General features: G+C 62.9%; 13 protein-coding genes. 3 read left to right on the plus strand and 10 right to left on the minus strand.

What is annotated here, in order from left to right:
- Positions 1-120 precede the first annotated feature (120 nt).
- The 3 genes from cysN to AC1RCO_RS11920 all read right to left on the minus strand — a co-directional run bounded on the left by cysN (position 121) and on the right by AC1RCO_RS11920 (position 3,940).
- Positions 121-2,019: a sulfate adenylyltransferase subunit CysN gene (gene cysN, locus AC1RCO_RS11910; RefSeq protein WP_011059290.1), complete on the minus strand. Its 1,899-nt coding sequence runs from the start codon at positions 2,017-2,019 to the stop codon at positions 121-123.
- A gap of 9 nt (positions 2,020-2,028) precedes the next feature.
- Positions 2,029-2,946 carry a sulfate adenylyltransferase subunit CysD gene (gene cysD, locus AC1RCO_RS11915; protein ID WP_011059289.1) on the minus strand — a complete coding sequence of 306 codons (918 nt, stop codon included), beginning with the start codon at positions 2,944-2,946 and terminating at the stop codon, positions 2,029-2,031.
- A 235-nt stretch (positions 2,947-3,181) separates the two neighbouring features.
- Positions 3,182-3,940: a Nif3-like dinuclear metal center hexameric protein gene (locus AC1RCO_RS11920; protein WP_019093347.1), complete on the minus strand. Its 759-nt coding sequence runs from the start codon at positions 3,938-3,940 to the stop codon at positions 3,182-3,184.
- A gap of 102 nt (positions 3,941-4,042) precedes the next feature.
- Between AC1RCO_RS11920 and algW the strand changes: the two genes are divergently transcribed.
- The 3 genes from algW to AC1RCO_RS11935 all read left to right on the plus strand — a co-directional run bounded on the left by algW (position 4,043) and on the right by AC1RCO_RS11935 (position 8,129).
- Positions 4,043-5,197 (plus strand): Do family serine endopeptidase AlgW, encoded by a 1,155-nt coding sequence (gene algW, locus AC1RCO_RS11925; protein ID WP_011059287.1) that lies wholly within the window; start codon positions 4,043-4,045, stop codon positions 5,195-5,197.
- Positions 5,198-5,282: 85 nt separating this feature from the next.
- Positions 5,283-7,388 carry a TonB-dependent siderophore receptor gene (locus AC1RCO_RS11930; protein ID WP_258611476.1) on the plus strand — a complete coding sequence of 702 codons (2,106 nt, stop codon included), beginning with the start codon at positions 5,283-5,285 and terminating at the stop codon, positions 7,386-7,388.
- A 12-nt stretch (positions 7,389-7,400) separates the two neighbouring features.
- Positions 7,401-8,129, plus strand: coding sequence for a DUF4198 domain-containing protein (locus tag AC1RCO_RS11935; RefSeq protein WP_011059285.1), 729 nt, complete (start codon positions 7,401-7,403; stop codon positions 8,127-8,129).
- 33 nt (positions 8,130-8,162) lie between these two features.
- On the opposite strand, the gene hisC is transcribed toward AC1RCO_RS11935, so the two are convergent.
- The 7 genes from hisC to AC1RCO_RS11970 all read right to left on the minus strand — a co-directional run bounded on the left by hisC (position 8,163) and on the right by AC1RCO_RS11970 (position 14,068).
- Positions 8,163-9,215, minus strand: a complete 1,053-nt coding sequence (hisC, locus tag AC1RCO_RS11940) for a histidinol-phosphate transaminase (protein WP_011059284.1) — start codon at positions 9,213-9,215, stop codon at positions 8,163-8,165.
- 2 nt (positions 9,216-9,217) lie between these two features.
- Positions 9,218-10,546 (minus strand): histidinol dehydrogenase, encoded by a 1,329-nt coding sequence (gene hisD, locus AC1RCO_RS11945; protein WP_011059283.1) that lies wholly within the window; start codon positions 10,544-10,546, stop codon positions 9,218-9,220.
- Between the two features lie 154 nt (positions 10,547-10,700).
- Positions 10,701-11,336 (minus strand): ATP phosphoribosyltransferase, encoded by a 636-nt coding sequence (hisG, locus tag AC1RCO_RS11950; protein WP_011059282.1) that lies wholly within the window; start codon positions 11,334-11,336, stop codon positions 10,701-10,703.
- A gap of 129 nt (positions 11,337-11,465) precedes the next feature.
- Positions 11,466-12,731, minus strand: a complete 1,266-nt coding sequence (gene murA / locus AC1RCO_RS11955; protein WP_011059281.1) for a UDP-N-acetylglucosamine 1-carboxyvinyltransferase — start codon at positions 12,729-12,731, stop codon at positions 11,466-11,468.
- Between the two features lie 22 nt (positions 12,732-12,753).
- The gene (locus AC1RCO_RS11960) at positions 12,754-12,993 is read right to left on the minus strand and encodes a BolA family protein (protein ID WP_011059280.1); all 240 of its coding nucleotides are present in this window, start codon (positions 12,991-12,993) and stop codon (positions 12,754-12,756) included.
- 116 nt (positions 12,994-13,109) lie between these two features.
- A complete protein-coding gene (locus AC1RCO_RS11965) occupies positions 13,110-13,418 on the minus strand; it encodes an STAS domain-containing protein (protein WP_011059279.1) in 309 nt (102 codons plus the stop codon).
- The gene (locus tag AC1RCO_RS11970) at positions 13,415-14,068 is read right to left on the minus strand and encodes an MlaC/ttg2D family ABC transporter substrate-binding protein (RefSeq protein ID WP_019093344.1); all 654 of its coding nucleotides are present in this window, start codon (positions 14,066-14,068) and stop codon (positions 13,415-13,417) included. The genes AC1RCO_RS11965 and AC1RCO_RS11970 overlap by 4 nt, the downstream gene beginning before the upstream one ends.
- Positions 14,069-14,077 lie beyond the last annotated feature (9 nt).

The raw sequence follows: 14,077 nt of genomic DNA on the forward strand, positions 1-14,077 counted from the left end.
GGCCTTTTCGCTGGCAAGCCAGCTCCTGCGGTCCTGCACCCTACTTACCGGCGAACGCTATCTGAAGCGCACAAAAAAGCCCGCAGCCGATCACTCGGCTGCGGGCTTTTTTGCTATGGCTTAGATCGCGCCGCGGCTGCGCAACAGGTCCAACACCTGCTTGACGCTTTCTTCCAGCGACAGCGACTGGGTGTCGATCACCAGATCGGCATTGAGCGGCACGTCATAGGGGAAGGACTCGCCCGGGATGTTATCCCCGCCGGCCGCGTACAGGCCCTGCGGATCACGCTCGGCGCACACCGCAGGCGATGCCTGGACGTAGACCGTCAGCAGACGCTCCTTGCCGATCAGGTCCTTGGCCTGCTCGCGCCCTTCGGCACTCGGTGCCACGAACGCCGCCAGGGTCAGCAGCCCGGCTTCGTTGAACTGACGGGCCACATGGGCCGCGCGCCGCCAGTTCTCGGTACGCCCGGCACGGTCCTGGGGCAGGCCCTTGTTCAGGTCATGCCGCAGGTTCTGGCCATCGAGCACATACACCGCGCGCCCCATGTCGAACAGCTTGCGCTCGACCGCGTAGGCCAGGGTGCTCTTGCCCGCACCCGACAGGCCGCTGAACAGCACGGTAGCCGGTTGCTGGCCGAAACGCTGGGCACGCTCTTCGGTGGCTACATGAGCCAGCTTGCCGTGTTGGGTGACGCTGCCATGGGCCACCGGCTGGGCGATGATCATGCCGGCGCCGACGGTGCCGTTGGTCAAGCGGTCGATGACGATGAAAGCACCGGTGGTGCGATTGCTTTCGTAACCATCCAGGGCAATCGGCGCGTCGAGGCTGATCTTGACCTTGCCGATCTCGTTCAGTTGCAGCGCGCTGGCCGCGCCCTCTTCCAGGGTGTTCACATCGACCTTGTGATGGATGCTGGCAATCGAGCCCGGCACATAGCTGGTGGCGCGCTTGATGTCGTACTTCTTGCCCGGCAGCATCGGCTCTTCGGCCATCCATACCAGCATGGCTTCGAAGCTGTCGGTGACCGGCGGCACGTTGTCGGCATGCACCAGCAGGTCGCCGCGGGAGATATCGATTTCATCTTCCATGGTCAGGGTCACGGCCTGGCCCGGGCCGGCCTGCTCCAGTTCACCTTCGAAGGTGACGATGGACTTGACCCGGCTGCTCTTGCCCGACGGCAACACGACGATCTCGTCGCCCTTGTGCACAATGCCGCTGGCCAGGGTGCCGGCAAAACCACGGAAGTTCAGGTTCGGACGGTTGACATACTGCACCGGGAAACGCAGGTCGGTGAAGTTGCGGTCGCCGGCCACTTCCACGGTCTCGAGGATTTCCATCAGCGACTGGCCGGTGTACCAGGGCGAGCGCTCGCTCTTGTTCACCACGTTGTCGCCCTTGAGCGCCGACATCGGCACGAAGTGCAGGCTGGTGGGCTGCAGCTTCAGGCCCTTGGCGAACTTCAGGTAGTCGGCCTTGATCGATTCGAACACGCCTTCATCGAAGTCCTTGAGGTCCATCTTGTTGATGGCCACGACGATGTGCTTGATGCCCAGCAGGGAGGCGATGAAGCTGTGGCGACGGGTCTGGGTCTGCACGCCGTAGCGGGCGTCCACCAGGATGATCGCCAGGTCACAGGTGGATGCACCGGTGGCCATGTTGCGGGTGTACTGCTCATGGCCGGGGGTGTCGGCGATGATGAACTTGCGCTTGGCGGTGGAGAAATAGCGGTAGGCGACATCGATGGTGATGCCCTGCTCACGCTCGGCCTGCAGGCCGTCGACCAGCAACGCCAGGTCGATGTCGTCACCGGTGGTGCCGACCTTCTTCGAGTCCCGGGTGATGGCTTCCAGATGGTCTTCGTAGATCATCTTCGAGTCGTGCAGCAGGCGCCCGATCAGGGTGCTCTTGCCGTCGTCGACGTTACCGCAGGTCAAAAAGCGCAGCAGCTCCTTGCGTTCGTGCTGGCCCAGGTACGCGAGGATGTCCTCGCTGATCAAATCAGATTGATGCGACATGACAGCCCCTTAGAAATAACCTTGACGTTTCTTGTCTTCCATTGAGCCGGCGCCATCGTGGTCGATGACCCGGCCCTGGCGCTCGGAAGTTCGCGTCAGGAGCATTTCCTGGATGATGTCCGTCAGGCTCTCGGCCTCGGACTCCACCGCGCCCGTCAACGGGTAGCAGCCAAGGGTACGGAAACGTACTTTCTTTTTGACGATGCGGGCTTTCTCTTCATCGGACAGATGCTCGAGGATGCGCTCGTCATCGATCATGATCAGGGTGCCGTTCTTCTCGATCACTTCACGCTCGGCGGCGAAGTACAGCGGCACGATCGGGATGCCTTCGAGGTAGATGTACTGCCAGATGTCCAGCTCGGTCCAGTTGGACAGGGGGAACACACGGATCGACTCGCCCTTGTTGACCTTGCCGTTGTAGACGTTCCACAGCTCGGGGCGCTGGTTCTTCGGGTCCCAGCGGTGCTTGCTGTCGCGGAACGAGTAGACGCGCTCCTTGGCGCGGGACTTCTCTTCATCGCGGCGGGCACCGCCGAACGCGGCGTCGAAACCATGTTTGTCCAGAGCCTGCTTGAGGCCCTCGGTCTTCATGATGTCGGTGTGCTTGGCACTGCCGTGGGTGAAAGGGTTGATGCCCTGGGCCACGCCATCCGGGTTGACGTGGGTGATCAGGTCCAGGCCCAGCTCTTCGACCATACGGTCGCGGAACTTGTACATTTCCTGGAATTTCCACTGGGTATCGACGTGCATCACCGGGAACGGCAGCTTGCCGGGGAAGAACGCCTTGCGAGCCAGATGCAACATCACGGCGGAGTCTTTACCGATGGAGTACAGCATCACCGGGTTGTCGAACTCGGCGGCCACCTCGCGGATGATGTGGATGCTTTCCGCCTCCAGCTGTTTCAGATGCGTCAGTTTGTCGACCATGGCTACTCACGAAAGCTTTCTTATGGACGGCCATCGGGCCGTGTTCGAGCGGGGCATGCTAGCACAGCGACCTGCTTCTAATCAGGGAGCCAACTAGAACGAAACGGTATATGAATATACCGCTCCGTTAGGCCCCAGGCGCCGCTCTGCAGGAGCTGGCTTGCCAGCGAAGGCGCTTTCAAGCGCACCTTCGGGCTGAAGATCTTTTCGCCGGCAAGCCGGCTCCTGCCGGGGGTCAGATGGGGTTGGGGCAGTCGATGAACAGGTGCTCCAGGGCGAAGCGCCGAGCCAGGTAGTCACCCAGGGCCTGGACGCCATAACGCTCGGTGGCGTGATGGCCGGCGGCAATGAAGCTGATGTCGTTTTCCCGGGCACTGTGGAAGGTCTGCTCCGAGGCTTCGCCACTGAGGTACAGGTCGACGCCGGCCTGCACCGCCTGGTCGATGTAGCCCTGGCCGCCACCGGTGCACCAGCCGACCCGACGGATCATCTCGCTGCCTTCGATCAGCAGCGGCTCTCGCCCCATTGCCTCTTGCACCCGGCGGGCAAAGTCCCGCGCGGTCATCGGCTCGCCGAGGGAACCAACCAGGCCGACGACCTTGGGGTTTTCCGGGTCCAGCGGGCCTTCCACGGTGATGTCCAGCTGACGGGCCAGTTGCACGTTGTTGCCCACTTCCGGGTGCAGGTCCAGGGGCAAGTGATAGGCCAGCAGGCTGATGTCGTGCTTGAGCAGGGTTTTCAGCCTACGCTGCTTCATGCCGGTGATGCAGGGGTTCTCGCCCTTCCAGAAGTAGCCGTGATGCACCAGCACCAGGTCGGCCTTGGCCTCCACCGCAGCGTCCAGCAACGCCTGGCTGGCGGTCACGCCACTGACGATGCGCATCACCTGCGGGCGCCCTTCGACCTGCAGGCCATTGGGGCAGTAATCGGCAATACGTGAACTGCCCAGGTAACGGTCCGCTTCTTCCACCAGTGTGCTCAGGGCAACGGCCATAAAAGACTCCTAAATATCCCGTTCAGAGGCACGCGCGGCCTCGTATAATGCGCGACATTATGGGCCGTGCGCAGCCCTTCGTAACCACCCAGGACTTGCTCAATGCTCAAGGCTCTGCGTTTTTTTGGCTGGCCGCTACTGGCCGGCGTGCTTATCGCGTTGTTGATTATCCAACGCTACCCGCAATGGGTGGGCCTGCCCAGCCTCGACGTCAATCTGCAGCAAGCCCCGCAAACCACCAGCACGCAACAGGGGCCGGTGTCCTACGCCGACGCCGTGGTGATCGCCGCGCCCGCGGTGGTCAACCTGTACACCACCAAGGTCATCAACAAGCCGGCTCACCCGCTCTTTGAAGACCCGCAGTTCAGGCGCTTTTTCGGCGACAACCTGCCCAAGCAGCAGCGCATGGAATCGAGCCTGGGCTCGGGGGTGATCATGAGCCCCGAGGGCTACCTGCTGACCAACAACCATGTGACCTCCGGTGCCGAGCAGATCGTGGTGGCACTCAAGGACGGTCGCGAGACCCTGGCCCGGGTGATCGGCAGCGATCCGGAAACCGACCTGGCGGTGCTCAAGATCGACTTGAAGAACCTGCCTTCGATCACCGTCGGCCGTTCGGAAAACGTCCGCGTCGGCGACGTCGCGCTGGCCATCGGCAACCCGTTCGGGGTCGGCCAGACCGTGACCATGGGCATCATCAGTGCCACCGGGCGCAACCAGCTGGGCCTGAACAACTACGAAGACTTCATCCAGACCGACGCCGCCATCAACCCGGGCAACTCCGGTGGCGCCCTGGTGGACGCCAACGGCAACCTGACCGGGATCAACACCGCGATCTTCTCCAAGTCCGGCGGCTCCCAAGGCATCGGTTTTGCGATCCCGATCAAGCTGGCCATGGAAGTGATGAAGTCGATCATCGAGCACGGCCAGGTCATCCGCGGCTGGCTGGGGATCGAAGTGCAACCCTTGACTCAGGAGCTGGCAGAGTCCTTCGGCCTGGCCGGGCGCCCGGGAATCGTGGTGGCGGGGATCTTCCGCGACGGCCCGGCGCAGAAAGCCGGGATGCAACTGGGTGACGTGATCCTCAGTATCGATGGCGAACCTGCCGGCGACGGCCGGCGTTCGATGAACCAGGTGGCGCGGATCAAACCGACGGACAAAGTCTCGATCCTGGTCATGCGCAACGGCAAGGAACTCAAGCTGACGGCAGAAATCGGCCTGCGACCACCGCCCGCGCCCGTCAAAGAAGAAGAGTGAAGCTGGGCCCGGCCACGCCGGGCTAACAGCATACATTCTCATTAGTCATGTTATATTGTTTCAATATCGCTATTGGAACAGCCCCATGACGTCCCGAAGAATCCTCCCCTTGGCAGGCCTGACCCTGGGCCTGCTGGCAGATCCGCTGCTGGCCAAAGAACCTGAGCCGCTGGAACTTGAAACCACCCGTATCAGCACCGAATACGAATCCGCCACGGGCCCGGTCAAGGGCTATCGGGCCACACGCTCGGCCAGCGCGACGAAGACCGATACGGCGATCCGCGACATTCCCCAATCCATCAGCGTGATCCCCGCCAGCGTGCTCAAGGACCTGGGCAGCAACAACGTCGAACGCGCCCTGGAGTTTGCCGGCGGGGTTTCCAAGCAGAACAACTTCGGCGGGCTGACCCTGTATGAATACAGCGTGCGCGGCTTCACCACCTCGGAGTTCTACAAGGACGGCTTCAGCGCCAACCGCGGCTATCCCAGTACCCCGGACGCCGCCACTGTCGAGCGCATCGAAGTGCTCAAGGGGCCGGCCGCCAGCCTCTACGGCCGTGGCGACCCCGGCGGCACGGTGAATATCGTCACCAAGAAACCCCAGCCCGAAGCCTTCGCGACCTTGCAGACCAGTGCTGGCAGCTGGGACCGCTACCGCACCGCCCTGGACCTCAACACCCCGCTGGATGCCCAGGGCAACCTGCTGTCCCGAGTCAACCTGGCCGTGGAGGACAACCACAGCTTTCGCGACCACGTGGACAGCCGCCGGGTGTTCGTCGCGCCTTCCTTCAGCTGGCAGTTGAACCCGGACACCAGCCTGCTGCTGGAAAGCGAATGGGTGCGCCACAGCTCGACCTTCGACCGCGGCATCGTGGCCCCGAACAATCGCTGGAGCGGCGTCTCCCGCTCGACCTTCCTCGGCGAACCCAACGACGGCAACATCGACAACCACAACAACATGCTCCAGGCCACCCTGGAACACCACCTCAATGACAGCTGGAAACTGCGTCTGGCCAGCCACTACAAGGAAGGCAAGCTCTGGGGCTTCGCCTCCGAAACCCGACCGCTGAACGCCGACCGGCACACGGTCAACCGGCGCTACCGCGAGCGGGACAACAACTGGCATGACAGCATCACCCAGCTGGAACTGCGCGGCCTGTTCGACCTCGGCAGTTGGCAGCATGAACTGCTGATCGGCAGCGAATACGAGAACTACCGCAAGAACGAGCGGGTCACCAGCATTGCCGGCGGCGCCTATGCCATCGATATCTACGACCCGATCTACGGTCAGGCCAAGCCCAACGGCAAACGCTCTGGCACGGACTTTTTCGAGCATGTCGAAAGCCAGGCCCTCAACCTGCAGGACCAGATCATCTTCACTGACCGCCTGCGAGGCATGGTCGGCGCCCGCTTTGAACACTTCGAGCAAAAGATCGACGACCACACCACCGGCAAGCGCAGCCGCCAGAACCACGATGCCCTGACCCAGCGCGCCGGCCTGCTCTACCAACTGACCCCGCAGGTGGGGCTGTTCGCCAACGCCTCCACCTCGTTCAAGCCCAACAATGGGCTGGATGCGGGCGGCAAGACCTTCAAGCCCGAGGAAGGCGTTGGCTATGAAGTGGGGATCAAGAGCGAGCTGTTCGACGAGCGCTTGAGCGCCACCCTCGCCGCCTTCCATATCGACAAGGAAAACGTCCTGGCCCTGGACCCTGGCACCGACTCCAGCCGCGCCATGGGCAAGGCCCGCAGCCAGGGCTTCGACCTGCAGTTCAGCGGCCAGTTGACCGACGCGGTGCGCGTGATAGGCGCCTATGCGCTGATTGATGCGCAAGTCACCAAGGGCGACCCGGCAATCCCCGCCGGCAGCCGCATTCTCGGCGTGGCCAAGCACAGCGCCAGCCTGCTGGGGGTCTATGAATTCCAGGACGGCCGGCTCAAGGGCTCGGACATCGGCGCAGCCCTGACCTATGTCGGCGACCGCTCGGGCGAGGCCGGAGGCAGCTTCGAGCTGCCCGCCTACCGCACCCTGGACCTGCTGGCCCACTACAAGGCCAGCGACAACCTGACCCTGGGCCTGAACCTGAACAACCTGTTCGACGAGAAGTACTACGAACGCTCCTACAGCAACTACTGGGTCAATCCCGGCGAACCGCGCAATTTCACCCTCAGCCTCACACTCAACCTGTAGAAGAGAGCCGCCATGCACAGCCTCAAATCCATCGCCCTGCTGGGCCTGCTCGCCACACTGGGCGCCACCCAGGCCTCGGCCCACGGCCTGTGGACCGAACAACGACGCGGCAATATCGAAGTGATCTACGGCCACGGCGCCGAAGACGACGCCTTCAAGGCCAAGAAAATCAGCGGTGCCTGGGCCTATGACGGCGCGGCCAGAATGATTCCGGTGACCGTGCAACGCCTGGCGGACCACGCACGCCTGCAACCGCTCAAGCCGCCGGCGGTACTGGCCGTGGCACTGGACAACGGCCCCTGGTCGCAAACCGCGGACAAGCGCTGGGTCAACCAGGGTCGCAGCAAGGTCCCGGGGGCCATCGCCTCGACTCACACGTACAAGTACAGCCTGGCGATCTATCAACCGGGAGCGAAGCTGCCCAAGCTGGAACAGCTCAAGCTGGTGATCCTGCCGGAAGTCGACCCGCTGACCGTCGGCCCGGGCAAGAACCTGCCGGTGCGGGTGCTGCTGGATGGGCAGCCGGTGGCCGGGGTGAAGTTGATTGGCGATTACCGCAATGCACCGAGCACCCTGAGCACCGAGACCGATGCCCAGGGACGCGCCCAAGTGCTGGTGAGGAACGAAGGCTTGAACGTGATTGCCGCAGAGCTGGAGGTAGCGCTCAAGGACAACCCGGATGTGGCCTCACGCGGACTGTTCAGCTCCCTGACCTTCCTCGGCGAGCCGCACCACGAATGAAGGTACGGCCGCCTCGGAAGCCAGGCGCCTGGACTACAGCTCGCCCAGGCCGTCGATCAGCGCCTGGTTCTGTTCCTGTGTGCCGATGCTGATTCGCAGGAACTGAGCGATCCGCTGCTGCTTGAAGTGGCGCACTATCACCCCTTGCTCGCGCAGCTTGGCCGCCAGGCCGGCTGCGTCGTGCCGCGGGTGGCGGGCAAAGATGAAGTTGGCCGCCGACGGCAGCACTTCGAAGCCCTTGGCCTGCAACTGCGCCACCACCCATTCGCGACTGTCGATCACTTGCTGGCAGGTCTTGGCGAAGTACTCGCGGTCCTCGAAGGCCGCCGCCGCTCCGACGATCGCCAGGCGATCCAGCGGGTAGGAGTTGAAGCTGTTCTTGACCCGCTCCAGGGCCTCGATCAGATCCGGGTGCCCTACCGCCAGGCCCACTCGCAAGCCGGCCAGGGAGCGCGACTTGGACAGGGTCTGGGTCACTAGCAGGTTCGGGTAGCGATCCACCAGGCTGATGGCGGTCTGGCCGCCGAAGTCGATGTAGGCCTCATCCACCACCACCACGGAATCCGGGCTGGCCTTGAGGATCTGCTCCACCGCATCCAGGGCCAACAGGCAGCCGGTGGGCGCATTCGGGTTGGGGAAGATGATCCCGCCGTTGGGCCTGGCGTAGTCGGCCACGCGGATCTGGAACTGCTCGTCCAGTGGCACCGCTTCGTGCTCGATGCCATACAGGCCGCAATACACCGGGTAGAAGCTGTAGCTGATGTCCGGGAACAGCAGCGGTTTTTCCTGCTGCAGCAGGCCATGGAAAATGTGCGCCAGGACTTCGTCGGAACCGTTGCCGAGGAACACCTGGTTACCCTGCACCCCGTAGTAACTGGCCACCGCCTGCTTGAGCAGGTCACTGTTGGGGTCCGGGTACAGGCGCAGGTTGTCGTTGAGTTCGGCCTGCATCGCCGCCAGGGCCCTGGGCGACGGGCCATAGGGGTTTTCATTGGTGTTGAGCTTGACCAGCTTGGTCAGCTTGGGTTGTTCGCCCGGCACGTAGGGCACCAGGTTCTTGACGAACGGACTCCAGAATTTGCTCATGTTCATTGCCCCTGATCTTGGTCATCGACGATGCGGTATTCGGCGCTGCGGGCGTGGGCGGTCAGCGACTCGCCACGGGCCAGCACCGAGGCGGTGCGGCCCAGTTCAGAGGCGCCCTGCTCGGAGCAGAAGATGATCGACGAACGTTTCTGGAAGTCATACACCCCCAGCGGCGACGAGAAACGCGCGGTGCCGGAAGTCGGCAGCACGTGGTTCGGCCCGGCGCAGTAATCCCCCAGCGCTTCGCTGGTGTGGCGGCCCATGAAGATCGCCCCGGCGTGGCGGATCTGCGGCAGCCAGGCTTGCGGGTCGGCCACGGACAGCTCCAGGTGCTCGGGGGCAATGCGGTTGGCCACTTCAATGGCTTGCTGCATGTCACGGACCTTGATCAGGGCTCCACGGCCATTGATCGAGGTGTTGATGATTTCCGCGCGCTCCATGGTTGGCAGCAGCTTGGCGATGCTTGCCGCGACTTTATCCAGGAACTCGGCATCCGGGCTGACCAGGATCGCCTGGGCGTCTTCGTCGTGCTCGGCCTGGGAGAACAGGTCCATGGCGATCCAGTCCGGGTCGGTCTGGCCGTCGCAGACCACCAGGATCTCCGACGGGCCGGCGATCATGTCGATGCCGACCTGGCCGAACACGTGGCGCTTGGCGGTGGCTACATAGATGTTGCCCGGGCCGACAACCTTGTCCACCTGGGGCACGCTTTCGGTGCCGTAGGCCAGCGCGGCCACGGCCTGGGCGCCGCCGATGGTGAACACCCGATCGACCCCGGCGATGCAGGCGGCAGCCAGTACCAGTTCGTTGACCTCGCCACGCGGGGTCGGCACCACCATCACCACCTCGGTAACGCCCGCCACCTTGGCCGGAATCGCGTTCATCAGCACCGACGACGGGTAGGACGCCTTGCCCCCCGGTACGTACAGCCCGGCGCGGTCCAGCGGCGTGACCTTCTGGCCCAGCACCGTGCCGTCGGCCTCGGTGTAGGTCCAAGAGTCCTGTTTCTGCTTCTCGTGGTAGCTGCGCACCCGCGCCGCGGCCTTTTCCAGGGCTTCGCGCTGGGCCACGGTGATCCGGGTCAGGGCCAGCTCCAGGCGCTCGCGCGGCAGGATCAGGTCTGCCATGGAGGCCACTTGCAAGCCGTCAAAACGCTGGGTGAACTCCACCAGCGCCGCATCGCCGCGCTCGCGCACGGCCTTGATGATGTCCAGCACCCGCTGATTGACCGAATCGTCAGAGACACTTTCCCAGCTCAGCAGATGATCCAGATGACGGGCGAAATCCGGGTCGGCAGCGTTGAGTCGGCGAATTGCAGTCGGAGCGGTCATAGCGAAGGCCTCAATGATTGGCGAATGCACAAAAGGGCAAGCTTGGATTTGCAAAGCTCAGGCGCCGCAAGACTACCAAGCCATCCGCGTGGGCACCTGAGCATTCTGGCTATGACGCGGATAGATGGGCGCGGCTCAAGGCCACGCATGTGAATCAGCCGCGGTGTCGCGATTCCACTGCCTTGCGCAGGGTATCGATCAACGCCTGGATACGGGCGTGCTGCATCTTCATCGATGCCTTGTTGACCACCAGGCGGGAGCTGATGGTAGCAATCAGTTCCTGGGGTTCCAGGCCGTTGGCCCGCAGGGTATTGCCAGTGTCGACCACGTCGATGATCTTGTCGGCCAGGCCGATCAGCGGCGCCAGCTCCATGGAACCGTAGAGCTTGATGATGTCCACCTGACGACCCTGCTCGGCGTAGTAGCGCTTGGCTACGTTGACGAACTTGGTGGCCACGCGCAGGCGGCCCTTGGGTTCTGCGGCGCCAATGGCACCGGCAGTCATCAGCTTGCACTGGGCAATCTGCAGGTCCAGTGGCTCATACAGGCCCTGGCCGGTGTATTCCATCAGGACGTCCTTGCCGGCCACCCCGAGGTCGGCAGCGCCATGCTCGACATAGGTCGGCACGTCAGTGGCACGCACGATCAACAGGCGGACATCGTCCTGGGTCGTGGGGATGATCAGTTTGCGGCTCTTGTCCGGATTCTCGGTTGGCACGATGCCCGCTTCAGCCAGAAGCGGCAGCGTGTCGTCGAGGATACGGCCCTTGGACAGTGCGATGGTCAACATGAGTAACGTAAGTCCTTATGCGGCGACTGATGCCCGGACGCAAACGGCGCCAGACATGCGTCGAGCCTGAAGACAGGCTCGACGTGGAACAGATTCGGCAGTGGGCACCTCCCTGTGCCCGTCATGCAACTAGCCCGGTACGCGACGGATCTTGGCGCCGAGCATCTGCAGCTTCTCTTCGATGCACTCGTAACCACGGTCGATGTGGTAGATGCGATCGATCAGGGTGTCGCCTTCGGCCATCAGGGCCGAGATCACCAGGCTGGCCGAAGCCCGCAGGTCGGTAGCCATGACAGGCGCGCCCTTGAGGATTTCGGTACCGGTAACGATGGCGGTGTTGCCTTCGACCTGGATCTTGGCGCCCATGCGGTGCAGCTCATAGACGTGCATGAAGCGGTTTTCGAAGATGGTCTCGATCACCGCGCCAGTACCTTCGGCAATCGCGTTCAGGGAAATGAACTGCGCCTGCATGTCGGTGGGGAACGCCGGGTACGGAGCGGTACGCACGTTGACCGCCTTGGGGCGCTTGCCGTGCATGTTGAGCTCGATCCAGTCGCTGCCGGTGGTGACTTCAGCGCCGGCTTCCTTGAGCTTTTCCAGAACGGCTTCAAGGATGGTGGGATCGGTGTCCTTGACCTTGACGCGGCCACCGGTGACCGCAGCGGCCACCAGGTAGGTGCCGGTTTCGATACGGTCAGGCATCACTTTGTAGATCGCCGAATGCAGGCGCTCTACGCCATCGATGGTGATGGTGTCGGTGCCGGCGCCGGAAATCTTCGCGCCCATGGCGATCAGGAAGTTCGCCAGGTCCACGACTTCTGGTTCGCGAGCGGCGTTCTGCAGCACGCTGCGGCCACGGGCCAGGGCTGCAGCCATCATGATGTTCTCGGTACCGGTCACGCTCACGGTATCGAAGAAGAAATTCGCGCCGCGCAGGCCACCCTCAGGCGCCTTGGCCTTGATGTAGCCGCCTTCGACGTCGATCACCGCGCCCATGGCTTCCAGGCCGCGGATGTGCAGGTCCACCGGACGCGAGCCGATGGCGCAACCGCCAGGCAGGGCCACTTCGGCTTCGCCGAAACGGGCAACCATCGGGCCCAGTACCAGGATCGAGGCGCGCATGGTTTTCACCAGCTCGTAGGGTGCCACCAGGGTCTTGATGGTACGCGGGTCGATTTCGACGCTGAGTTTCTCGTCGATCACCGGCTCGATACCCATGCGACCGAACAGCTCGATCATGGTGGTAATGTCGTGCAGGTGCGGCAGGTTGGCCACGGTGACCGGGCCATCGCACAGCAGGGTTGCCGCCAGAATCGGCAGCGCGGAGTTCTTGGCCCCGGAAATGCGGATCTCGCCATCAAGGCGAACGCCGCCGGTAATAATCAATTTATCCATAACAGTCTCGACGCCCTTGGGCTCAGGTGCGCTCGGCCCAGGCCGCGCGGCTGAAAAATTTCATGGTGATCGCGTGGATGCTGCCATCGGCAATCCATGGATTCAAATGGGCATAGATGCTCTGCTGACGCTTCACCGGGCTCAAGGCCGACAGTTCGTCGCTAATCACGTTCAGCTGAAAGTTGCAGCCTTCGCCCTCAACTTCTACCTGAGCTCCGGGCAGCTTTCCCTCAAGAAAGCTCTTCACTTCGTTGGCCTGCATGCTCAACCTCAATCGGCGCCCTGTGCGCGCGGGTCGGACATCATACAAAAAAGCCCCGCGCCTGCGAACCCCGCATAGCAGGACTCTGACGGGGGGCTTCTATATAGAGATGTGGGTTATTGGGGATGGGCGAAGATTTCGGTGACTCCGGAGACCTCGGCGATCTCGCGCATGTCCTCGGGCAGCGCACGAACGCTCACCGCCTTGCCCAGTGCCTGGCCATCACGCATGAAGGCCAGCAGCAGCGCGAGTCCGACGCTGGAGGACTTCTCCACCGCCGAGCAATCGAGCACCAGCGCCGGTGCCTGGCTCGACTTGATCAGCGCCTGGCCCTGCTTGCGCAGGCCCGGGCCGCTGCGGTAATCCAGCACGCCGCTGATCAACAGTTCCCCGGCATCACCGAGGCGCACGGCCGATTCACTCATTGCGCAGCCTTTTGTGCAGCGTCTTCGGTCACTTCCTTGGCCTTGGCCACCTCACCGGCCCAGCCGTCGATGGTCTTGTCCAGGTTGTTGCCATTGCGCTGCATCGCGTCGGCGAACTGATCACGGAACAGCTTGCCGATATTGATGCCGTTGATGATCACGTTACGCACTTTCCACTCGTCGTTGATCTTTTCCAGGGTGTAGGACACTGGGTAGATCGCGCCGTTGTTGCCCTTGACCTGCATATCGACGCTGGTGCGGGTGCCGCTTTCATCCTTGGCCGGAGAAACCGTGATGCCCTGGTTGTTGTACTCCAGCAAGGCATTGCCATAGAACTGCATCAGGCTGCGCTTGAAGTTTTCCTGGAAGCGCGCCATCTGCTCCGGCGTGGCCTTGCGCGAATACTTGACGGTCATGATGCTGCGGGAAATGCCGTCGGCATCCACCACAGGACCGACGATGCTGTTCAAGGCATTGTAGAAGTCGTTCGGGCTTTGCTTGTACTTCTCTTTATTGGCCGCCAGGTCAGCGAGCAGACGGGTGGTCGTGTCCTGCACCAGATCATGCGCGGAAGGCGTGCTTGCCGCGTTGGCCAGCAACGGCAGAGCCGCCAGCAGCACCAACAGGCCACGTCGCAAGATTGAGATCATCGAAAAACT

The sequence above is a fragment of the Pseudomonas sp. GW823-FHT03E05 genome, from assembly GCF_058796855.1.